The sequence below is a fragment of the Pseudomonas sp. LS44 genome (genome assembly GCF_024730785.1).
Lineage (GTDB): Bacteria > Pseudomonadota > Gammaproteobacteria > Pseudomonadales > Pseudomonadaceae > Aquipseudomonas.
This window is the reverse complement of the sequence record NZ_CP102830.1, coordinates 3,935,384-3,957,742: the sequence shown is the minus strand read 5'-3', so window position 1 is coordinate 3,957,742 and position 22,359 is coordinate 3,935,384. Positions and strand designations below refer to the sequence as shown.

Here is a 22,359-nt window from a genome sequence, read left to right as displayed (position 1 = left end):
CGTTGCGAACCTGATGCTTACTGAACGAGGAGAGACTTTATGCCTGTTACAGCTGTCAGTGGTTCCGCTTCCGGAATGGGCGCCGCGATCTGCGCGGCGCTACGCGCCGCCGGGCACCGGGTCATTGGGATCGACCGGGCCAACGCCGAAGTCATCGCCGACCTGTCCAGCCATGCCGGCCGCCAGGCGGCCATCGCCAGTGTGCTCGAGCAGAGTGGCGGCGTGCTGGATGGACTGATCTGCTGCGCCGGGGTCGGTGTGACCGCGCCTTCGTGCGGCATCATCCTGGCGGTCAACTATTTCGGCGTCAGCGAGTTGCTCGATGGTTTGGCCGATGCCCTGGCCAAGGGCGAGCAGCCGGCAGCGCTGGTCATCGGTTCGGTCGCTTCGACTTATGCGAATGCCGACCAGCCAATGGTGGCGGCAATGCTGGCCGGCGACGAAGGCCAGGCGCTGGAACTGGCCAACGCCCTCGGTCAGCCACAGGCGGCCTATGCCGGCTCGAAATACGCGGTCACCTGCAATGCCCGGCAGAAGGCCGTGGCCTGGGCCAAGCAGGGCATTCGCCTGAACGTGGTGGCACCGGGCGCCGTGGAAACGCCCTTGTTCCAGGCCTCGCAGGAAGATCCTCGGTTCGGCGAGGCGACCCGCCAGTTCGTAGCGCCGCTGGGTCGCGCCGGCCATCCCGAAGAGATCGCCACGCTGGTGGCCTTCCTGCAATCGCCCCAGGCCGGTTTCATCCACGGCAGCGTGGTGTTCGTCGATGGCGGCATGGATGCGATGGCTCGTCCAACGCGCTTCTAAGAGCAGGCCCTGAGACCCAGTCGAGCGAGAAAAATAATGGCCAAGGTGGCATTCATTACCGGCGCTAGCCGGGGGATCGGGCGGGAGGCGGCGCTGGCCTTCGCCCGTGCCGGTTTCGATGTGGCAATCAGTGCGCGCACGCTGGAGGAAGGCGAAAGCCATACCCATGCGCTGCGCAATGCCGACGGCAAGCCGTTGTCGGGCAGCCTCAACGGCACCGCCGCGGCGATCCGCGCCCTCGGCCGCAAGGCGTTGGTGGTGCGCATGGACCTGCTCGACAGTGCTTCGGTGCTTGCTGCCAGCGCGGCGGTGTTCGCCGAGTTCGGCCGCATCGACGTGCTGGTCAATAACGCCGTCTACCAGGGCAGCGATCTCAACCTGCCCTTTATGGAATTGCAGGCGGAGACCCTGGAGCGGGTTCTCCAAGGCTATGTGATGACGCCTTTCCTGCTCACCCGCGCGGTGGTGGCGGGCATGCTCGAACAAGGCGGCGGGGTGGTGATCAACGTCACCTCCGGTGCCGGCGAGAGCGACCCGCCGATTGCCGCCAGCAAGGGTGGCTGGGGCTATGCCTACGGTGCGGGCAAGGCGGCGGTTTCGCGGCTGTCCGGGGTGCTCGCGATCGAGTTGGGTGAGCGCGGCATTCGCGCCTACACGGTCAACCCCGGCGTGGTGACCACCGACGCACTCAAGGCCACCATCGGCGACCGTGGCCTGATCGCCCTGCGTGCCGGTTCGGCGCCGCCCGAGGTGCCGGCGGCGGTGATGCTCTGGTTGGCCACGGCTGAGCAAGCGGTCGACTACCAGCGACGGACCATCGCGGCACAGCCGTTCGCCCTGGAGCACGGCATCGTGCCCGACTGGCGGCAAGCCTGAACCCCTGCGGCATGCCAGGCGTGCCGCAACTGACCCGGAGGAGCCATGCCAAACATGAAGTCGGTTTCACTGATCAGTCGACGTGCCGATCTGTCACGCGAGGCCTTTCGCGACTATTACGAGCACCAGCACTGCCTGTTGGCCATGCGCTATCTCCCATTTCAGCGCTATGTGCGCAATCACCTGCTCGGCTCGGAGCCCGAGGTCGATTTCGATTGCCTCAGCGAGTTCGAGGTCGCCGTTGGTTTCCGCAGTCAGGACGTCCTCGACTCGCCGGCCGGTGCCCTCCTGCGGGAGGACGAGCAGCGCTTCATGAAGCCGCGCGAACTCGTGCGCACGGCCGCCGCGGTGGAAAGCCTGCTGTTCGGCCCGCCGCGGGACGCCGAGCACTTCGTCTGTAACCGCCAGCTGCTGTTGTTCAAGCGCGGCGACGAAGCGGCGCCAAGCTTCGCTCGGCGTCTCGCGGCTCACGGCGCGGCACTGGGTGCTGCCGGCTCAGGCGTGCGGCGCGTGACCCTGGATCTGTTTCAGGCCTATCCCGGCGTCGCGCTCGGCTATGACGCCATGCTGTCGTTGTGGCTGGAGGAGGGGGCGCGAGCACCCGAAAGCGATTGGCCGGCCGAGGTCAGCATGCGGGTGAGCAGCCATGAAAGCCCACCCGAGCAGTTGGCTGGGCTCTACGTCGGGCCGGAGTTGGAGGGTGCGGCGGGCGGTTCTTGAGAGTCAGTCCGGTTTTCTCTAGTCCAAGCGGAGGATGAGTTACACGCGGCAGTGGTCGAAGATGCCCCAAGTTGAATCACTTGTACTCAGTAAGGTTAATCAGGGCAGGTGAGTTAAATCGTGGCGTTTCTATAGAGGACAATAATGATGACGAAACTCGCCGAGATCAAAGTTGAGAACGTGCTGGAACCCTATCGCTACGCCCGTGGCTGGCACTGCCTGGGCGATGCGGACCAGTATCGTGATGGCAAGCCACATACCCTCAATGTCTTCGGTACGCGTCTGGTCGCTTTCGCCACCAGCGATGGCAAGATCAACGTTCTCGATGCCTATTGCCCGCACATGGGTGCCGACCTGTCCCAGGGCACTATCGAGAACGACCGTCTGGTGTGTGCCTTCCACCACTGGAAATTCGATGCCGCTGGCAAGTGCGCGGAAATCCCCTACTGCAAGCGCATCCCGCCGAAAGCCAAGACCAAGAGCTGGCTGACCTGCGAAGAGAACAACCTGTTGTTCGTGTGGAATAACCCCGAGGGTAAGCCGCCGCGCGAAGGCGTGGTCATCCCGCATCTGCCGGAAATGGACGATGACTCGTGGATCCACAACTGGAACATCGACATCATGGAAATCGACACCAACCCTCGCGAGTTGGTCGACAACCTGGTTGATGCCCATCACTTCGGTCCGGTGCATGGTACGCCGACGACCTACTTCGCCAATATCTTCGAAGGCCATATCGGCCATCAGATCTTCCATGGCGATTCCGAGCGTCTGGGCGGTGGTCTAGTTGCACCGTCGGCCTACTACGGTCCTGCCACTCACTTCACGCGCATCAGCTCGAACTTTGGTGGCGTGGAGATTCACGCCATCCTCCTCAACAGCCATGTGCCGGTGACGCCGAATAGCTTCGTGCTGCGCTTCGGTTGCATGGTCAAGCGCGTGGAGGGCTTTACCGAGGAGCAGAACAACGAGATCGCCAAGGGCTATGTGACCGGCAACCGCGAGTCGTTCTACCAGGACGTGGCGATTTGGAAGAACAAAATCCGCATCGACAACCCCGTGCTGGCTGAAACCGACGGCCCGGTTTATCAACTCCGCGAGTGGTATCAGCAGTTCTTCATGGACGAGGACAAAGTACCGGCGAGCATGGCCGAACGCCGCGAAATCGTCACCGTCGATCTGCGCAAAAGCTGATCGCGAGCAGGAAAGGGCAATGGCGATGAGCGGCCGTAAAGGCTGACCAGCATCTTGGCGACCAGTTTCGCCTCGTCATGGGGTGGTTTACCGTTCAATGCCTGCCCTTTCTGCTCGGCGCCTTGGCCGACCGCTTCGGTTTCGATACCGGGCAGGTCGGCATGCTCGGCTCCGCTTACCAGCTAGCTGCTCGGCACTTGGGTGGTCGTGATGGTTATGGACCACCTGAGTGGGCATGACTGGAGCTGGTTACGGCGGCGCTATTTGCCTTTCCGCTTCTTCTGATGCTGCCTCGACTGTCTCTATCTGATCCTTCCCTTTCTTAACGTCACTTGCGTGAACCTCAGCGCTGCCAAATACCATATCGATCCTCCTGATTGATATTGGTCGGGCTGTCTGGGGCTGCATGGCAGATACGCGAGCCCCAAACATAGCTCCCCTCTTCGGCGAAGCTCTCCGACGTTACTGCTCGGAATGAAGCATCTTGCAAGAGAGGCTTGCCTTTCGTGCAGGTGTTGACCGGACGTTTGTGTCCCGCTTTGAGCGTGCTATCAAGCAGCCTACGATCACCACCCCGACCGCTCTTGGGTTGGCGCGGGGGTGTGCCTTCTGCGGATTTGCTGAGGGGAGCGGAAGAGGAATACGTGCGGTAGGCAGGCTAGCCGAGCATGTAGGCACCAAAGTGAGCAGTCACGATGTTCTGGCTGGAAAAAGAAAAGCCCCAAGCCGTTAGGCTTGGGGCTTTTGCATGGTGGGCCTTCCCGGGCTCGAACCGGGGACCGAGCGATTATGAGTCGCGCGCTCTAACCAACTGAGCTAAAGGCCCGTGAAACTTTTTCGGGCTTACCCTAGCGCTTACTGGGGGGATGGTTAAATCTGCGTAAGCGATTGTTTGTACTGATAAAGCGTCAGTCTGAAATGACTGCTTTGAGTCTTCTGCCCTAACTAACTGAGCCATACGACGCAGAAGGCCGGCGGATTATACCGGCGCCTTCTCGGCAGCGCCAACGGCATGGAGCGGCGTGAGGAAACTGGCTGCAAAAGCGTCCGCCGGCAATGCCGGGCTGACCACGAAGCCCTGGATTTGCTGGCAGCCTTCGCGGGTGAGGAATTCCTCCTGGGCGGCGGTTTCCACGCCTTCGGCAACTACCGTGAGCTGCATGCTGCGTGCCAGGGCGATGATCGCTCGGGTGATGGCGGCATCGTGGGGGTCACCCGGTAGACCTTGGACGAAGGATTTGTCGATTTTCAAGGTGTCCAGTGGCAGGCGCTTGAGGTAGCTGAGCGAGGAATAGCCGGTACCAAAGTCGTCGATCGCCAGTTGTAGCCCCAGCGCTTTCAACTCATGAAGGATGGCTAGCGCTTCTTCGGTTTGGCTCATGATGAAACTTTCAGTGATCTCCAGTTGCAGCAAGGCCGGCGGCAAGCCGTTGTCGCTGAGGAGACTGGCGACGCGCTGGACCAGTCGTGGCTGGCGGAGTTGGCTGCCAGCGAGGTTGACTGAAAGTGCGCCGAACGGGGCGTGCTGTGGAAGCCAAAGACTCATCTGTCGGCAGGCTTCCTGTAGTGCCCAGTCGCCAATTGGCAGGATCAGGCCGCTTTCTTCTGCCAGCGGGATGAAACGATCAGGCGAAACTTCCCCGAGTTGTGGGTGGTGCCAGCGGATCAGCGCTTCGGCACCGATCAGCTGGCGGCTGGGGAGGGCCAGTTTCGGCTGGTAGTACAGACTGAATTCACCCCGTTCGAGGGCGCGGCGCAGTTCATGTTCGAGCGCCATGCGCTGCGTGGCTTGGAACGTTAGATCGTAGGTGTAGAACTCGGCGCGATTGCGGCCCTTGGATTTCGAGCGATACATCGCGGCGTCGGCATTTTTGATCAGTGTGGCAACGTCTGTGCCGTCCTGTGGAAACAGGCTGATGCCGATGCTGGCGCTGATGAAGAACTCATGTTCGTCCGCTTCGAAGGCAGTGCCGAAACAGCGCAGCAGTTTGCTGGCGACATGTTCGGCATCGGCCGGTTGGTGCAGGCCGGGCAGCAGGATGATGAACTCGTCGCCGCCGAGTCGGGCAACGGTGTCGATGTCGCGTAGTTGGTCGCGCAGACGCATGGCAATGCTCTTCAACAGCAGGTCCCCGATGGGGTGGCCGAGGCTGTCGTTGATGTGTTTGAAGCGGTCGAGGTCGAGGAACAGCACCGCGCCCTGGCGATCATCGGCCTGGGCCTCTTGCAGCGCCATGCGCAGGCGGTTCTCGAAGAGCAGACGGTTGGGTAGGCCGGTGAGCGGGTCATGGTGGGCCTGGTAATCGAGCCGGGCCTCGGCGTGTTTGAGTATCGAGATGTCGGCGAACACGCCGACGAAGTGAGTGATTTCGTCAGCACTATTGTGCACTGCGCTGATGGTCAGCCATTGCGGGTAGGGCTCGCCGCTTTTGCGCCGGTTCCATATCTCGCCCTGCCAGTGGCCTTCGGCGGCGAGCTGGTGCCACATGGCGACATAGAAGGCGCTGTCGTGTTGCCCGGAGGCGAGCATGCGCGGGGTTTGGCCCAGCACGTCGCTTTCGCTGTAACCGGTGATTTCACTGAAGGCACGGTTCACGGCGGTGATGCGCTGCTGGGTGTCGGTGATCAGCACACCTTCGGCGGTGCTTTCGAAGACGGTGGCCGCCTGCAGGAGTTTTTCCTGCATGAGTTGGCGCTCGGTGATATCGCGGGCAATGGTCAGCATGCACTTTTCGGTGCCGATGACGATGGTTTGCGTGGAGAGTTCACACAGCCGTATCTGGCCGTCGCGGGTACGGATGGGAGCGACGAAGTTGCGTGCGCTACCGTTGTTTTGCAGTTGTTCGAGGAACCTTTTCCGGTCATCGACGTCGGCCCAAATGCCCAGTTGCAAGGTGGTCTGATCAGTTAAGTGGGCGAGGTTATAGCCGGTAATTCGGGTGAATCCGTCGTTGACGTCGATCAGCAGGCCATCGTGCTGGCGGGTGATCAACAAACCGTCCGGCGAGGCGTGGAAAGCCTTGGCGAACTTCTCTTCGGATACTTCCAGCTGCTGCTGGGTAGCCTTCAATTGGCTGATGTCGCGGACGGCGATGACCAGCGCCGGCACGCCGAGGAGCTGGATCTGTTGCGCCGAAATCAGGCCGGTGAACAATTCGCCGTTACTGCGGCGAAAGGGCATTTCCAGGTTGTGCAGATTTTTCTCTTGCAGCAGCTGGAGCAGCCCTGGGCCGATGTCGGATACTCCCCAGATCCCCAGTTCGGTGGAGGTTTTGCCGACGGCGACCGCGGCGCTGATGCCGATCTTTTCCTCGAAGGTTCGGTTGACCGTCAGCAGGCGGCCGTCGTCGCGGCTGGCGATGACCAGAATGTCTGGGCAATGGTGAAACACCGAGGTGAATTTCTGCTCCGACAGGCGCAGGGCGTTTTCCGTCTGCTTGGCCTCGGTGACTTCGATCATCAGGCCGCGCATCAGCAATTCATCGCCGTGCTTGATCAAAGTGACGATGTCGCGCAGCCAGACCACCCGGCCATTGGCGGCGATCATGCGATAGTCGAGGGTGTGGTCGCGTCCGGCGCTGCTTTCGCCGAAGCAGTAATCGATCGCTTGCTGCGCATCATCGGGATGCAGGGTGCGCTGCCAGAAGCCCGGCTCCCGCCATTCGCTAAGGGGGTAGCCGAGAAGCTTTTCGGCATGCGGCGAAACGTAGGTGAAACAGTGGTCGCTGAGGCGCATTTCCCAGGCGATGGCCGACAGGCTTTCGACTAGGCCGCGGTAGTGCTGCTCGCTGCTGCGCAGATCCTCTTCGAGGGCGACGCGCTGTCCGATTTCGGCGCTCAGACGGCGATTGATGCGCAGAATCCCTGCCAATACGACAAGTACCAGCAGTAGCCCCGGTAACCCATACAGCAGCACTTCGCGCCAGAGTCTCCGGCGGTCCAGGATGCTGCCGACCCAGGGTTCTTGCAGGCTGCTGATTTGCGCAGGGCTGAGGTCGGCAAACAACTTGTCGAGGATGCCGACGAAAATCTCCTGACCCTGCGGTACGGCCATCGCCAACTGGTAGCGGTATGGCGTTTCACCGCTGATGTAGAGACCTTCAAGCTTGAGTTGGCGCAGGCTCCACACGCTGGAGGCGAGATCGCTGACAAGGGCGTCGACCTGGCCGGTCGCCAACGCTTGGAGGGCAGCGTTGACGCTGCTCAGGGCGAGCAGATTGAAGTCGGGGTGCTGGCTGCGGAGCAGTTCGTGCGGGGCGTAGTCGCGGACGATGGCGATCTTCAGGCCATACAGGTCCTTTAGCGTGCGCGGCTGGGGGCCGCCCTGTTTGGCAAGGATGACGATCGGGAAATCGAGGTAGGGGCGGGTGAAGCTGAGGTAGGTCTGGCGCTCCGGCGTCGACATGACCCCGGGTAGCAAATCCAAAGTGCCGGCCTTGGCCTGGGTAAGTACCTCGCTCCAGCTGCTTGGTTCGACCGGACGCAAGGTGATGCCCAGGCGTTGTTCGATCAGCCGAACGTAGTCAGACGCCAGGCCCTTGTAGCGATTGTGTTCGTCGCGGAATTCGAACGGGGGCCAAGAGGCATCTACACCGAGGCGCAATTCGGGATGGGCCGCCAGCCAGGCGCGCTCTTCATCGGTCAAGTTCAATGCGCTAGACGGGGAGGCCCAAAGTGCCAGGCACAACAACAAAATGACCGGCAGTCGCGGCATACGAGCCTATCCCAAGGGTTCACTATTGGCGAAGTGTAGTCATGGAACAGGATGCTAGAAAAGCAAAACCCCCGGCTGGCCGGGGGTTCTGGATCACTCGTCGAGGAAGGAGCGAAGGTGCTCGCTGCGCGTTGGATGGCGCAACTTGCGTAAGGCCTTGGCCTCGATCTGACGGATCCGCTCACGAGTCACATCGAACTGTTTACCGACTTCCTCAAGGGTGTGGTCGGTATTCATGTCGATGCCGAAGCGCATGCGCAGGACCTTGGCTTCCCGTGCGGTGAGGCCGGCGAGTACTTCGCGGGTGGCTTCCTTGAGGCTTTCCACGGTCGCCACGTCGATCGGCGATTGCATGGTGGAGTCCTCGATGAAGTCGCCCAGATGCGAATCTTCGTCGTCACCGATCGGGGTTTCCATGGAGATCGGCTCTTTAGCGATCTTCAATACCTTGCGGATCTTGTCCTCAGGCATGTCCATGCGCTCGCCCAGCTCTTCCGGAGTCGGCTCGCGGCCCATTTCCTGCAGCATCTGACGAGAGATGCGGTTGAGCTTGTTGATCGTCTCGATCATGTGCACCGGGATACGGATGGTGCGCGCCTGGTCGGCGATCGAGCGGGTGATCGCCTGACGAATCCACCAGGTGGCGTAGGTCGAGAACTTATAACCGCGACGGTATTCGAACTTATCCACCGCTTTCATCAGGCCGATGTTGCCTTCCTGAATCAGGTCGAGGAACTGCAGGCCGCGGTTGGTGTACTTCTTGGCGATGGAGATCACCAGGCGCAGGTTGGCCTCGACCATTTCCTTCTTGGCGCGACGAGCCTTGGCTTCGCCGATCGACATACGCCGATTGACGTCTTTGATCTCGCCGATGGTCAGGTTGCATTCGGTTTGCAGCGCCGCCAGCTTCTGCTGAGCGCGTTGGATGTCGCCGAGCAGATTGCCGATCGCTTCGGCATACTTGGCCTTGCCTTTAGCCAGGTCAGCAGCCCAGGTTTCATTCACTTCGTTGCCCGGGAACAGGCGCAGGAAGTCGGCGCGCGGCATCCGTGCATCGCGAACGCACAGTTGCATGATGGCGCGCTCCTGGCTGCGCAGGCGCTCCAGGGAATCACGAACACGAACGACCAGTGCTTCGTACTGCTTGGGCACCAGCTTGATCGGCATGAACAGCTCGGCCAAAGCTTTCAGCTCGGCAATGCCTTGCTTGCTGCTACGGCCATGCTTTTTCAAGGCCTTGTTGGTCTTTTCCAGCTGTTCGGCCACGGCGGTGAAGCGGCGCAGGGCTTCTTCCGGATCCGGACCGCCATCGCCTTCCTCTTCCTCGTCACTATCGCCTTCGGCTTCTTCCTCGTCTTCGGTTTCCGCTTCGCCTGCGATCTTGGGCTCCGGAACCGGAGCTTCGTTCGGGGCGGCGATACCGTCGTCGGGGTCGATATAGCCACTCAAGACTTCAGACAAACGCCCACCTTCAGTGGTGACGCGTTTGTACTCGGCAAGAATGCTGTCGATGGTGCCGGGGAAGTGAGCGATGGCGCTCATCACCTCGCGGATGCCTTCCTCTATGCGTTTGGCGATTTCGATCTCGCCTTCGCGGGTCAGCAGTTCCACGGTACCCATTTCGCGCATATACATGCGCACCGGGTCGGTGGTGCGGCCAATATCGGTCTCTACGGCAGCTAACGCAGCTGCGGCTTCTTCCGCTGCGGCTTCATCGGTATCCGCTTCGGCCAGCAACAGGGCATCGGCATCCGGAGCAGTCTCGAATACATTGATGCCCATGTCGTTGATCATGCGGATGATGTCTTCCACCTGTTCCGGATCAGAAATATCCTCCGGCAGGTGGTCGTTGACCTCGGCGTAAGTCAGGTAACCCTGCTCACGACCGCGGCTGATCAACTCTTTCAAACGGGACTGCTGTTGCGCTTTTCCGGACATAACACCCTATCCACTGAAGGTCTTGGCGGGCAAAAATTAGCTGGACATTATAGCTGATCCCGGGCCTCACGCGCCAGTTGATGTCGGGGTGAGGGGCGATGTATTGCGGCTAAGGAGCTCGCGCAGCAGGTTTTTTTCCTCTGCGCTCAGCTCGCCTTGACGTGCTTTGCGGAGCAATTGCTCCAGGCTGCGCTCGCGTTGGCGAGCTGCAAGGCTAGTTATAGTGTCGAAAAACTGTTGTTCAAGGTTGTCGGCGCTAATAAGCCATTCCTTCTCCGCCAGCGCCTTGAGCAGACGGCCCTGTTCAGTGCCGTGCCAGCGGGCAATCAACTGCAGCGAGCGGAGCTTCGGATTCTTCTGCAGTGCGCCAAGTAGGGCAACAAGGAGCTGGGCGTACGTGTGGTCTTCATCGGCGAAGTGGCTGACATCTTCGACCTTATGCGCGAGCTCCGGGTGATGCAGAAGAGTGCGCAAGGCGGTCAAAGTCGGCGATTCGACAGCAACCGCAGCACGTGGCGCGCGGGGCTGAAACTCTTGGCGTGCGCCTTTTTTATTGGCATTTTTCTGCCAAGGTTTTTTGCTCTTTTCCGTAAACGGCTGGTCTTGCCAGGTCGCTTCAGGCGGCATTGCCTGGTCGTTGTACGAATGCCCTGTGCTGTTTTCGTAGTAAGAGTCGTAGGCGGGCGGTGTGTCGTGGTCCTGCGCAGCTGGAGCATTCGGATTGTGGGCAAATTGCTCCAGCGTTTCGCCGCTGAGCCCGGTGATTTCCTTGAGGCGCTGGCGCATCAGGGTGCGCAAATTGGTGCCGGGGATTTTGTCGATCAGCGGAGCAGCCAGAGTCGCCAGGTGGGCTTTGCCTTCCAATGAGCGCGGATCGGCTTCCTCGGTCAGTTGCTGGAAGAAGTAATCGGCCAGTGGCTGCGCGTGCTGATTGATGCGGGCGCGAAATGCGTCGGTGCCTTCGGCGCGCACCAGGCTATCCGGGTCTTCCCCTTCAGGGAGAAATAGGAAGCGTGCCCGACGACCATCCTGCAGGCTGGCCAGCGTCGACTCGAGGGCGCGCCAGGCTGCACTGCGTCCGGCTTGGTCGCCGTCGAAGCAGAACAGCACGCTCGGCACGATACGGAACAAGCGCTTGAGGTGCTCTTCGCTGGTGGCGGTGCCCAGGGTGGCGACGGCGTTACGCAGACCCTGTTGAGCCAGGGCGATGACATCCATATAGCCCTCGACCACCATGATCTCGTCGAGGTTGCGATTGTGCTGGCGTGCCTCGAATAAGCCGTAGAGCTCTTGGCCTTTATGGAACACCGGGGTTTCCGGCGAGTTCAGGTATTTCGGTTTGTCATCACCGAGTACTCGACCACCAAAGGCGATCACGCGGCCGCGACTGTCGCGAATGGGATAGATAACGCGGTCGCGGAAGCGGTCGTAGCGTTTGCCTGACTCGGCATTCTCAATCAGCAGGCCGGCATCGATCAGGGCTTTGTGCTGCAGGCTATCGCTGCCCAAGTGCTTGAGCAGGTTGTCCCAGCCCGGAGGAGCGAAGCCCAGGCCGAAATCTCGGGCGATCTCGCCGGACAAGCCGCGACCTTTCAGGTAATCGACTGCGGCCTTGCGCGTGGGGTGGCTTTTCAGGGCTTGGCGATAGTAGTCGGCGGCCGCAGCCAGCAGCGGATAGAGCGGAGAATCAGTGGGTTGGCGCGGCTTGTTTTGCCGTCCGCCTTCCTCGCGCGGTATTTCCATGCTGGCGGATTTGGCCAGGTCCTCGACAGCCTGGAGGAAGTCCAGGTTGTCGTGGTCCATGATAAAGCCGAGCGCGTTGCCGCCTGCGCCACAGCCGAAGCAGTAATAGAACTGCTTGTCCGGGCTGACGCTGAAGGACGGCGTTTTTTCCTTGTGAAAGGGGCAGCAGGCGCTGAAATTCTTGCCAGTCTTCTTCAGTTGGATGCGCGAACTCACCACGTCGACAATGTCGGTGCGGTTCAGTAGGTCATCGATGAAGGATTGTGGGATCAGTCCGGCCATGGGACTCAGGATACTGGCGTGGGTGATTCGGGGAAACAAAAAAACTCCGCTGTATCACCTGCTGGTGAAGCGGAGTCCGGTTTTGCTGTCCTGCGATGCCCGGACGAGCCGGGCATTCGAGGCGTCGCGCTGTGCGGGGTCGATCAGTACAGGCGAACGGCGCGGCGCTGTTCGCGCTGCACTTTCTTGGCGTGACGCTTAACGGCAGCAGCCGCTTTACGCTTGCGCTCGGAAGTCGGCTTTTCGTAGAACTCGCGGCTGCGAACTTCGGCCAGAACACCGGCTTTTTCGCAGGAGCGTTTGAAGCGACGCAGGGCTACGTCGAAGGGTTCGTTCTCTTTAACTTTGACGGCTGGCATCCAGGTCGTACCTACATTATTTACCGATGGTGGAACGTAACCCCGGCAAACGGCTCGGGATACGTCGGTTTTTAAGGGTTGCGGATGTTACCGCCTCGCCGCCGGGAATGCAAAGCCTCTGATCGAAAAGCGCTGGCCGGGGCTTGAGGGCGGCGATTATCATGCGCGCCTTCGAATTTGCCCAGGCTTATAGGTGCAAACCCATGCTCGTACTGGGATTGGAAACATCCTGCGATGAAACCGGTGTCGCGCTGTATGACAGCGAGCGCGGTCTGCTGGCCGATGCCTTGTTCAGTCAGATCGATCTGCACCGCGTGTATGGCGGTGTAGTGCCGGAGCTGGCGTCGCGCGATCACGTCAAGCGCATGCTGCCGTTGATCCGCGAGGTCCTGGAGACGGCTGCGTGCAAGGCCTCGGACATCGACGCGATTGCCTACACGGCGGGCCCCGGACTGGTCGGCGCGTTGTTGGTGGGCGCTTCCTGCGCTCAGGCGTTGGCGTTGGCGTGGGGTATCCCGGCGCTCGGCGTGCACCATATGGAAGGTCATCTGCTGGCGCCGATGCTGGAAGAGACTCCGCCGCAGTTCCCCTTCGTCGCCTTGCTGGTCTCCGGCGGTCACACGCAACTGGTGCGCGTCGACGGCATTGGCCGCTATCAACTGCTCGGCGAGTCGCTCGACGATGCCGCCGGTGAAGCCTTCGACAAGACTGCCAAGCTGATCGGCTTGGGCTATCCCGGCGGGCCGGAGATTGCCCGGCTGGCGCTCAGCGGCGCGCCGGGACGTTTCGTGTTTCCGCGGCCGATGACCGATCGTCCGGGTCTGGATTTCAGTTTCAGCGGCCTGAAAACCTTCACCTTGAACACCTGGCAGCAATGTCGCGCGGCTGGTGATGACAGCGAGCAGACGCGCTGCGACGTGGCCCTGGCCTTCCAGCAGGCGGTGGTCGAGACCCTGACCATCAAGTGCCAGCGGGCGCTGAAGCAGACCGGCCTGAACAATCTGGTGATTGCCGGCGGGGTCAGTGCCAACCTGGCCTTGCGCCAGGCGCTGGCAACCATGCTGGCTAAGTTCAACGGGCAGGTGTTCTACGCGCGCCCGGCGTTCTGTACCGACAACGGCGCGATGATCGCCTATGCGGGCTGTCAGCGTTTGCTCGCCGGTCAGCAGGATGGTCCAGCGATTGAGGTGCAGGCGCGTTGGCCGATGGAGCAGTTGCCGCCGCTGGCATCTTGAGCGCGATTCACCTGGTCGATTCAGAAATGCCGTTCGCGCCCTGCGAACAGGTCGCGTAGATTGCGTCGATGGCGCCAGACGATCAATGCGGTCAGCAGCGTCATCGGCAGCAGCACCGCCGGTTGTTGCCAGGCCAGCAGCGGCAGGATCAGCGGTGTGGCGATCAGCGCCGCCAGCGAGCTGGTCCGGGTCAAGACGAACGCCAGCAGCCAGGCGCAGGCAGCGAGTAGGGCCGCGGGCGGATACAGACCGAGCAGGGTGCCCGCCGCCGTAGCGACGCCTTTGCCACCGCGGAAGCGGAAGTACACGGGATACAGATGGCCGACGACTGCGGCCAGACCGATCCAGGCCTGCTGCTGCAAGGACAGGCCGAGCACTGCGGCAATCAGGATGGGTAGCAGGCCCTTGAGCAAGTCGCCCAGCAAGGTCAGCGCCGCCCATTTCTTACCGGCGACGCGCAGCATGTTGGTGGCGCCGGGGTTGCCCGAACCGCTGGTGCGCGGATCTGGACCGCCCGCGAAGCGGCTGAGCAGGATGGCGAAGGACAATGAGCCGAGCAGGTAGGCGAGGACCGCCAATAGCCAGAACATGGTATCCATTCCGGGCAAATAGGCCCTGATTCTAACGGGGCATACCGCCCTTGTCGTGGAGCAGACGGGTTGGACAAGGTATTTATCGAGGGGCTGGAAGTTGACACCGTGATTGGTGCCTACGACTGGGAACGCAATATTCGCCAGTGCTTGCGCCTGGACTTGACCTTTGGCTGGGACGTCAGTGCGCCGGCGGCCGAAGATGATCTGAGCAAGGCTCTCGACTACGCCAAGGTGGCGGCCAGCATCGATTCCTTCGCCCGCGCCGCCCAATTCGAACTGGTTGAAACCTTCGCGGAACGCTTGGCCGCGACCCTGATGGGCGAGTTCGGCATTCGCTGGTTGCGCCTCAAAGTCACCAAGCCCGGCGCCAATCCCGCCGCCCGTGGCGTCGGTGTGGAGATTGAGCGCGGATGCCGCTGATCCCGATCTATCTTGGTCTCGGCAGCAATAGCGAGCGTGAGCCGCACATTCGCGCCGGTCTCGACGCGCTGGCCGGTTTTCTCCATGGGCTGCGTTGCTCACCGGTGTTCGAAAGTCAGGCGGTGGGGATCAAGAGCGGGCCGTTCTACAACCTGGTGGTCGCCGCGCTGACCGATCTGCCGCTGCACGAGTTGGACCGCCGGCTGAAATCCATCGAGGCCGACAACGGCCGTTACGCGCCGGACCGCAAAGGTCTGCCGTTGGATATCGATGTGCTGCTGTACGGCGATCAGGTCGGGAACTTCGATGGGTTGGTGCTGCCACGCGCGGAAATTCTCAAGAACGCCTTCGTGCTCTGGCCGTTGGCTTTGCTCGCCCCGGAGCTCGTGCATCCCGGCGCCCAGCGGCGCATTGCCGAGATCTGGCAAACGGCGGCGATCGAGCAGCGTCTGTGGCCGGTGGCATTCCAGTGGCGGGGTCTGGAGCTGACGCCGGCCGAGCTGATCCAGGCGTATCCCGCTGCTCTGTAGGAGCGGATTTATCCGCGAACCCAGGCAACTCCGCGCAGTCCCTATCGCGAATAAATTCGCTCCTACATGTGGCCGGCGTTTTCCTTGTAGGCCTTGAGCGCTTTGAGCCGTTCACCGGTCAGCGCCTCGCCCAATTGCGCGCCTTGCAGACCGCGCTCGAGTAAGGGTTGAACCGTCACCGCGCGCGCTGCCGTCGCAGCCCCGCGTAGATAGGCGGCTTGTGGATAGCCGCGCTGTTCCAGGCCGTGACGGCCGCGCGCATCCATCTCGCAGGTGGCGATGAACTCTTCGAAGCGTTGCGGGCGGCGATAGACGTCGAAGCGCTGCAGCAGCTCCAGCAACGTCGAGGGACGCAGTTCCAGGGCGCGGTGCCCGTGGGTGTGGTATTCGCCGACCAGCAGAGCCAGTTCCTGACAGTCCCGGGGCGCCTTGCAGCGCTGATTGACGGCGCGGATCAACTTCAGGCCGCGCGTTTCGTGCGCAATATGCCGTGGCCAGTCGCTTTCCGGGGTCAGGCCTTTGCCCACGTCGTGCAGCAGACAGGCCCAGCGCACACTGAGCGGTTGCCGGTGCTCGGCACACTGGCGCAGTACGCTGAGGGTGTGGATGCCGGTATCGATTTCCGGATGGTACTGCGCCGGTTGTGGCACACCGAACAGGGCATCGACCTCCGGCAGCAGCTCTTGCAGGGCGCCGCAGTCGCGCAGGGTTTGAACGAATACATCCGGGCGCGCTTCCATCAAGGCGCGGCTGATCTCCTTCCAGCTGCGCTCGGCGGTCAAGGCGCGCAGTTCGCCGGATTCGCTGAGCTGGCGCATCAAGGCCTGGGTTTCTTCCGCCACGTGAAAGCCCAGCGGCGCATAGCGCGCGGCGAAGCGGGCGACGCGCAGCACGCGCAGCGGGTCTTCGGCAAAGGCTGGCGAGACATGGCGCAAGATCCGCGCTTGAAGATCGCGCTGGCCATGGAAGGGGTCGGTGAGCGTGCCGTGCTGATCTTCGGCCATGGCGTTGATGGTCAGGTCGCGGCGCAGCAGATCCTCTTCCAGGGTGACTTCGGGGCTCGCGAAGAAGGTGAAGCCACCATAGCCCTGACCGCTTTTGCGCTCGGTGCGGGCCAGGGCGTATTCCTCGCCGGTCTGTGGATGGAGAAACACCGGAAAATCCTCGCCCACCGGACGATAGCCCTCGGCCTGCATTTGCGCGGCTGTTGCGCCGACCACCACCCAGTCGATATCCGCCACCGGTAGGCCGAGCAGGCGATCGCGTACGGCGCCGCCAACTTTGTAGATCTGCATGAAGAAACCTCCGTGAAGCCGACAGCATAACTGCTGCGTGGGCTGCACGGCGGTTCGTGGCGTGCGACAGGCCCTAGTGGGTTGGCGGAATCTGCTCCAGCAAGGCTCGGACCGCCAGCTGCAGTTGCTCGGCGCTGTCCCACGCGGGGCTCAGGTCGGTGCTGACCACGCCTTCCCAGAGGATTTTGCCGTCGAGGTCGGTCAGGCGCACGCGCAAGGTGCCGGTTTCATCGCGCAGCCGATGGATGGCTTGGTAGCTGCCCAGCGGATTGGGTGGCGGCACATCGACTCGAAATTCCAGCGGCGTATCGCGCAACGCCAGCCAGTAATAGACCTGCAGTTGCGGCGTCTGGCTTTCATGGTATCCGCGCTCGCCGAGGCCCTGGCGCAGCAGCGGAGCCAGCTGCGCATATCGTTCGGCATACGGCGGCGCACCGCTCAAGGCCTGCTCGGGCGGCATCAGCTGGAAGCTCTGGCGGCCCTGCAACTGGGCCGTGGCGGGGTGTTCGATGCGGATCTGCGGGATATGGCTGGCGCAGGTGGCGAGGGCCAGGCACAGCAACAACAGGGCGAATACACGCATGGCACGGGCTCCACGGACGGTTGGCAGGCCGTTGAAAAACTACTGCGCTCGGCTATACCGCGTTGAAATCAGGCTAAAAATGCTCATTTACCACTCGTAAACTGCGCTTTTTCGCCTGATTTCGCCTTGTCTAGCCTTCGCTCGCTACGTTTTTCAACGACCTGTTAGGCCATGCTCGAACCTGCCGGCATGCGGGTCAACCGATCAAATGGGCGGGATCGTCAGTTCCAGGCGTGGGTACTCGTCGCTGTGCGGATCCGCGCGCGGCGGCATGTGTTGGGTATGCACGATCTGCTCACCCTGCACGGTTTCCAGGTGGATATCGAAGCCCCACAGGCGATGCAGGTGCTTGAGCACATCATCGGTGGAGTTCCCCAGCGGTTTGCGGTCATGTTGCTGGTGACGCAGGGTCAGCGAGCGGTCGCCACGTCGGTCGATGCTCCAGATCTGCACGTTCGGCTCGCGGTTGCCGAGGTTGTACTGCGCGGCGAGCGACTCGCGGATAAAGTGATAGCCCTGTTCGTCATGGATCGCCGGCACCAGCAGTTCGTCCTTCTGGTCGTCGTCGAGGATGCTGAACAGCTTGAGATCGCGAATCACCTTGGGCGAGAGGAACTGCAGGATGAAGCTTTCGTCCTTGAAGCTCTTCATGGCGAACTTCAGGGTGGTCAGCCAGTCGCTGCCGGCGATGTCGGGGAACCAGTGGCGGTCTTCGTCGGTGGGTTTTTCGCAGATCCGCCGCAGGTCGCTGTAGATCGCGAAGCCCAGGGTGTAAGGGTTGATCCCGCTGTAGTAAGGGCTGTCGAAGCTCGGCTGGTAGACCACCCCGGTGTGCGACTGGAGAAACTCGATCATGAAGCCGTCGGTGACCAGACCCTCGTCGTACAGGTCGTTCATCAGGGTGTAGTGCCAGAAGGTCGCCCAGCCTTCGTTCATCACCTGGGTCTGCCGCTGCGGATAAAAGTATTGGGCGATCTTGCGCACGATGCGCACGATTTCGCGCTGCCAGGGCTCGAGCAGCGGCGCATGTTTTTCGATGAAATACAGGATGTTTTCCTGCGGCTCGGCGGGGAAGCGCTTGTTGTCCTTCTCGCTGTGCTTGCCGCTGCTCTTGGGGATGGTCCGCCACAGGTCGTTGATCTGCTTCTGCAAGTGCTCTTCGCGATCCTTCTGGCGCCGCCGCTCTTCCTCGGCGGAGATCGGGTAGGGGCGCTTGTAGCGGTCGACGCCGTAGTTCATCAGGGCGTGGCAGGAGTCGAGCAGGTCTTCCACCGCGTCGATGCCGTGGCGCTCCTCGCATTGCATGATGTACTGCTTGGCGAACACCAGGTAATCGATGATCGAACTGGCATCGGTCCAGGTGCGGAACAGGTAGTTGCCCTTGAAGAAACTGTTGTGGCCGTAGCAGGCGTGGGCGATCACCAGCGCCTGCATGCACATGGTGTTTTCTTCCATCAGATAGGCGATGCACGGGTCGGAGTTGATCACGATCTCGTACGCCAGGCCCATCTGGCCGCGGCTGTAATTTTTTTCGGTGCTGAGGAAGTGCTTACCGTACGACCAGTGGTGATAGCCGAGCGGCATGCCGACCGAGGCGTAGGCGTCCATCATCTGCTCGGCAGTGATCACTTCGATCTGGTTCGGATAGGTATCCAGCGCATAGCGCTCGGCCAGGCGACTGATCTCCTTGTCGTAGGTGCGAATCAGCTCGAAGGTCCATTCCGAGCCGGTGGAAATGGGCTGGCGCTTCATGTCACGGCCCTCAGGTAGTCATCCGGCGCTGGAACAGTTCGCGGAACACCGGGTAGATGTCCGCCGCCGATACCAACTGCTGCTGGGCGAAGGTGTCTTCGAACGCTTCGCGCACCAAGTCGTACTCGAACCACAGCGCCTGGTGCTCGCGCGGGGTGATCTCGACGTAGGTGAAATACTGCACAAACGGCATGATCTGATTGATGAGGATATCCCGACAGATCGGCGAGTCGTCATTCCAGTTGTCGCCGTCCGAGGCCTGGGCGGCATAGATGTTCCATTCGTTGATCGGATAACGCTCGGCCATCACTTCCTGCATCAGCTTGAGGGCGCTGGACACGATGGTGCCGCCGGTCTCCCGCGAGTAGAAAAACTCTTCCTCGTCGACTTCTCGGGCGCTGGTGTGGTGGCGGATGAACACCACGTCAATCTTGTCGTAGTTCCGCTTGAGGAACAGGTACAGGAGGATGAAGAAGCGCTTGGCGATGTCTTTGGTCGCCTGGGTCATCGAGCCGGAAACGTCCATCAGGCAGAACATCACCGCCTTGGAGGACGGGTTGGGGTGTTTGACCAGCAGGTTGTATTTCAGGTCGAACGTATCGAGGAACGGCACGCGTTTGATGCGCGCGAGCAGTTTGGTTATTTCTGCCTCAATTTCCTGGATATCGCCGAAGTTATCCGGCTCTTCGACTCGTAGTCGTTCGAGCTCCGCTTCGGCTTGCTTGAGTTTCGCGCGACTGCTGCCGGACAGCGCGATGCGCCGCGCGTGCGCCGAGCGCAGGGTGCGGATGATGTTGATACGCGAGGGGTTGCCCTCGTTGCTGATCCCGGCGCGCACGGTCTTGAAGGTGTCGCTGCCGGCCAGATGGCGTTTGACCAGATTAGGCAATTCGAGATCCTCGAACATGAAGTCGAGGAATTCCTCCTGGGTAATCTGGAAGACGAACTCGTCCATGCCTTCGCCGCTGTTGCTGGCCTTGCCGCTGCCCGCCCCACCGGCACCCCCAGAAGGCCGGGGAATACGGTCGCCGGCGGTGAACTCTTTGTTGCCGGGGTGCACGATCGTTTGTTTGCCGCCGCGACCATGGTGCAGCACCGGCTCGTCGATATCGCGGCCGGGGATGCTGATCTGTTCGCCGTGCTCCATGTCGGTGATCGAGCGACGCCCGACCGCTTCTTCCACCGCCTTTTTGATGTGGTCACGGTAGCGCCGCAGAAACCGCTGACGGTTCACCGTGCTTTTGTTCTTGCCGTTAAGACGGCGGTCGATCACATAGCTCATGAGCGCTCCTCGGAGCCTGCGTCAGGCGACGCAGGCTCTGCGGTGACGACGACCGGCGGGCCGGTGGAGAGTTACTGCGATTTTCTGACCCGCAGGTACCACTCCGATAGCAGGCGCACCTGCTTGTCGGTATAGCCACGCTCGACCATGCGCGAGACGAAGTCGTTGTGCTTCTGTTGATCCTCCTTGCTCGCCTTGGCGTTGAAGCTGATGACCGGCAACAGGTCTTCGGTGTTGGAGAACATTTTCTTCTCGATCACCACGCGCAGCTTCTCGTAGCTCAGCCAGGTCGGGTTCTTGCCGTTGTTGTTGGCCCGCGCGCGCAGTACGAAGTTGACGATCTCGTTGCGGAAATCCTTCGGATTGCTGATTCCGGCAGGTTTCTCGATTTTCTCCAGCTCTTCGTTGAGCGCCACGCGGTTGAGGATTTCGCCGGTTTCCGGGTCGCGGTATTCCTGGTCCTGGATCCAGAAGTCTGCGTACAGCACATAGCGGTCGAAGATGTTCTGCCCGTATTCGCTGTACGACTCGAGGTAGGCGGTCTGGATTTCCTTGCCGATGAACTCGATATAGCGCGGCGCCAGGTATTCCTTGATGTAGCGCAGGTAGCGCTCGCGCAGTTCGGCGGGGAACTGTTCCTGCTCGATCTGCTGCTCCAGCACATAGAGCAGGTGCACCGGGTTGGCGGCGATTTCGTGCGGGTCGAAGTTGAACACCTTGGAGAGGATCTTGAAGGCGAAGCGGGTCGAAAGGCCGTTCATGCCTTCGTCGACGCCGGCACTGTCGCGGTATTCCTGAATCGACTTGGCCTTCGGATCGGTGTCCTTGAGGTTCTCCCCGTCGTACACGCGCATTTTCGAGTAGACGTTGGAGTTCTCCGGTTCTTTGAGGCGCGACAACGCCGAGAACTGGGCGAGCATTTTCAGGGTGTCCGGCGCGCAATGAGCATGGGCCAGCGAGCTGTTGAGCAAGAGCTTGTCGTAAATCTTGATCTCGTCGGTAACCCGCAGGCAGTACGGCACCTTGACGATGTAGATACGGTCGATGAACGCCTCGTTGTTCTTGTTGTTGCGGAAGCTATGCCATTCCGACTCATTGGAGTGGGCGAGGATGATGCCGCTGAACGGCAGGCCGCCGAGGCCTTCGGTGCTGTTGTAGTTGCCTTCCTGGGTGGCGGTCAGCAGCGGGTGCAGCACCTTGATCGGCGCCTTGAACATCTCGACGAATTCCATCATCCCCTGGTTGGAGCGGCACAGGGCTCCGGAGTAGCTGTAGGCATCGGCGTCGTTCTGCGGGAACTCCTCCAGCTTGCGGATATCCACCTTGCCGACCAGCGCGGAGATGTCCTGGTTGTTCTCGTCGCCCGGTTCGGTCTTGGCAATGGCGATTTGGCTGAGGATCGACGGATAGAGTTTGACCACGCGGAACTTGCTGATGTCGCCGCCGAATTCGGCAAGGCGTTTGGTGGCCCAGGGCGACATCACCGTGCGCAGATAACGCTGCGGGATGCCGTATTCTTCTTCGAGGATGGCGCCGTCCTCATCGACATTGAACAGCCCGAGGGGCGATTCGAACACCGGCGAACCCTTGATCGCGTAGAAGGGCACCTTCTCCATCAGTTGCTTGAGCTTTTCCGCTAGGGAGGACTTGCCGCCGCCCACCGGGCCGAGCAGATAGAGGATTTGTTTCTTCTCTTCCAGACCCTGAGCCGCGTGGCGGAAGAAGGACACCATCTGGTCGATGCACTCTTCCATGCCGTGGAAGTCGGCGAAGGCAGGGTAACGGCGAATGACTTTGTTGGAGAAGATCCGCGAGAGTCGCGAGTTGGTAGCGGTGTCGGTCAGTTCCGGCTCACCAATGGCCAGCAGCATGCGCTCGGCAGCGGTGGCATAGGCGCTGCGATCCTGCTTGCACAGCTCGAGGTACTCCTGCAGGGAGTACTCCTCTTGCCGCGTCGCCTCGAAGCGTTGTTGGAAGTGGCTGAAAATACTCATGACGTCACCTCGCTCGATGCTAGGAGCCGGTGCGGTATCGGTCAT

The 22,359-nt window shown here is 61.3% G+C and carries 17 protein-coding genes, 1 tRNA gene and 2 pseudogenes; 8 read left to right on the top strand and 12 right to left on the bottom strand.

The window, feature by feature from the left end; translation table 11 throughout:
- Positions 1-39: 39 nt before the first annotated feature.
- The 5 genes from NVV93_RS17845 (at position 40) to NVV93_RS17825 (ending at position 3,833) form a co-directional block, all read left to right on the top strand.
- Positions 40-804: an SDR family oxidoreductase gene (locus tag NVV93_RS17845; protein ID WP_258251968.1), complete on the top strand. Its 765-nt coding sequence runs from the start codon at positions 40-42 to the stop codon at positions 802-804.
- A gap of 36 nt (positions 805-840) precedes the next feature.
- A complete protein-coding gene (locus NVV93_RS17840) occupies positions 841-1,680 on the top strand; it encodes an SDR family NAD(P)-dependent oxidoreductase (protein ID WP_258251967.1) in 840 nt (279 codons plus the stop codon).
- A gap of 54 nt (positions 1,681-1,734) precedes the next feature.
- Complete coding sequence (locus tag NVV93_RS17835) at positions 1,735-2,400, top strand: EthD domain-containing protein (RefSeq protein ID WP_258251966.1); 666 nt, start codon at positions 1,735-1,737, stop codon at positions 2,398-2,400.
- Positions 2,401-2,547: 147 nt separating this feature from the next.
- The gene (locus NVV93_RS17830) at positions 2,548-3,594 is read left to right on the top strand and encodes an aromatic ring-hydroxylating dioxygenase subunit alpha (protein WP_258254411.1); all 1,047 of its coding nucleotides are present in this window, start codon (positions 2,548-2,550) and stop codon (positions 3,592-3,594) included.
- A gap of 77 nt (positions 3,595-3,671) precedes the next feature.
- Positions 3,672-3,833: a hypothetical protein gene (locus NVV93_RS17825; protein WP_258251965.1), complete on the top strand. Its 162-nt coding sequence runs from the start codon at positions 3,672-3,674 to the stop codon at positions 3,831-3,833.
- A gap of 510 nt (positions 3,834-4,343) precedes the next feature.
- Here NVV93_RS17825 and NVV93_RS17820 read toward each other — a convergent pair.
- The 6 genes and pseudogenes from NVV93_RS17820 to rpsU form a co-directional block, all read right to left on the bottom strand.
- Positions 4,344-4,420 (bottom strand) — tRNA-Ile (locus NVV93_RS17820).
- Positions 4,421-4,573: 153 nt separating this feature from the next.
- On the bottom strand, positions 4,574-8,308 hold the full coding sequence (locus tag NVV93_RS17815; protein ID WP_258251963.1) for an EAL domain-containing protein: 3,735 nt from the start codon (positions 8,306-8,308) through the stop codon (positions 4,574-4,576).
- Positions 8,309-8,401: 93 nt separating this feature from the next.
- A complete protein-coding gene (rpoD, locus tag NVV93_RS17810) occupies positions 8,402-10,246 on the bottom strand; it encodes an RNA polymerase sigma factor RpoD (RefSeq protein ID WP_258251962.1) in 1,845 nt (614 codons plus the stop codon).
- A 66-nt stretch (positions 10,247-10,312) separates the two neighbouring features.
- A pseudogene (locus NVV93_RS20225) lies at positions 10,313-10,828 on the bottom strand (DNA primase); the annotation flags it as partial.
- A gap of 158 nt (positions 10,829-10,986) precedes the next feature.
- Positions 10,987-12,271 (bottom strand): annotated as a pseudogene (dnaG, locus tag NVV93_RS17805) (DNA primase); the annotation flags it as partial.
- A gap of 143 nt (positions 12,272-12,414) precedes the next feature.
- Positions 12,415-12,630: a 30S ribosomal protein S21 gene (rpsU, locus tag NVV93_RS17800; RefSeq protein ID WP_002551877.1), complete on the bottom strand. Its 216-nt coding sequence runs from the start codon at positions 12,628-12,630 to the stop codon at positions 12,415-12,417.
- 203 nt (positions 12,631-12,833) lie between these two features.
- On the opposite strand from rpsU, the gene tsaD reads away from it, so the two are divergent.
- Positions 12,834-13,865, top strand: coding sequence for a tRNA (adenosine(37)-N6)-threonylcarbamoyltransferase complex transferase subunit TsaD (tsaD, locus tag NVV93_RS17795; RefSeq protein ID WP_258254410.1), 1,032 nt, complete (start codon positions 12,834-12,836; stop codon positions 13,863-13,865).
- A gap of 20 nt (positions 13,866-13,885) precedes the next feature.
- Here tsaD and plsY read toward each other — a convergent pair whose 3' ends face one another.
- Positions 13,886-14,455 carry a glycerol-3-phosphate 1-O-acyltransferase PlsY gene (gene plsY / locus NVV93_RS17790; protein ID WP_258251960.1) on the bottom strand — a complete coding sequence of 190 codons (570 nt, stop codon included), beginning with the start codon at positions 14,453-14,455 and terminating at the stop codon, positions 13,886-13,888.
- Positions 14,456-14,524: 69 nt separating this feature from the next.
- Here plsY and folB point away from each other — a divergent pair, with 69 nt between their 5' ends.
- On the top strand, positions 14,525-14,878 hold the full coding sequence (folB, locus tag NVV93_RS17785) for a dihydroneopterin aldolase (protein WP_258251959.1): 354 nt from the start codon (positions 14,525-14,527) through the stop codon (positions 14,876-14,878).
- On the top strand, positions 14,869-15,408 hold the full coding sequence (folK, locus tag NVV93_RS17780) for a 2-amino-4-hydroxy-6-hydroxymethyldihydropteridine diphosphokinase (protein WP_258251957.1): 540 nt from the start codon (positions 14,869-14,871) through the stop codon (positions 15,406-15,408). The genes folB and folK overlap by 10 nt, the downstream gene beginning before the upstream one ends.
- A 62-nt stretch (positions 15,409-15,470) precedes the next feature.
- Here the strand turns inward: folK and NVV93_RS17775 are convergent, their stop codons facing one another.
- From NVV93_RS17775 to NVV93_RS17755, 5 genes are all read right to left on the bottom strand, one after another.
- Complete coding sequence (locus NVV93_RS17775; RefSeq protein WP_258251955.1) at positions 15,471-16,703, bottom strand: multifunctional CCA addition/repair protein; 1,233 nt, start codon at positions 16,701-16,703, stop codon at positions 15,471-15,473.
- Between the two features lie 73 nt (positions 16,704-16,776).
- Complete coding sequence (locus NVV93_RS17770; RefSeq protein WP_258251954.1) at positions 16,777-17,286, bottom strand: DUF4136 domain-containing protein; 510 nt, start codon at positions 17,284-17,286, stop codon at positions 16,777-16,779.
- A 204-nt stretch (positions 17,287-17,490) separates the two neighbouring features.
- Positions 17,491-19,038, bottom strand: coding sequence for a SpoVR family protein (locus NVV93_RS17765; RefSeq protein WP_258251953.1), 1,548 nt, complete (start codon positions 19,036-19,038; stop codon positions 17,491-17,493).
- Positions 19,039-19,048: 10 nt separating this feature from the next.
- Entirely contained in the window at positions 19,049-20,320 is a 1,272-nt protein-coding gene (locus NVV93_RS17760) for a YeaH/YhbH family protein (protein WP_258251952.1), read from the bottom strand.
- A gap of 71 nt (positions 20,321-20,391) precedes the next feature.
- Positions 20,392-22,314, bottom strand: coding sequence for a PrkA family serine protein kinase (locus NVV93_RS17755; protein WP_258251951.1), 1,923 nt, complete (start codon positions 22,312-22,314; stop codon positions 20,392-20,394).
- Positions 22,315-22,359: the final 45 nt, after the last annotated feature.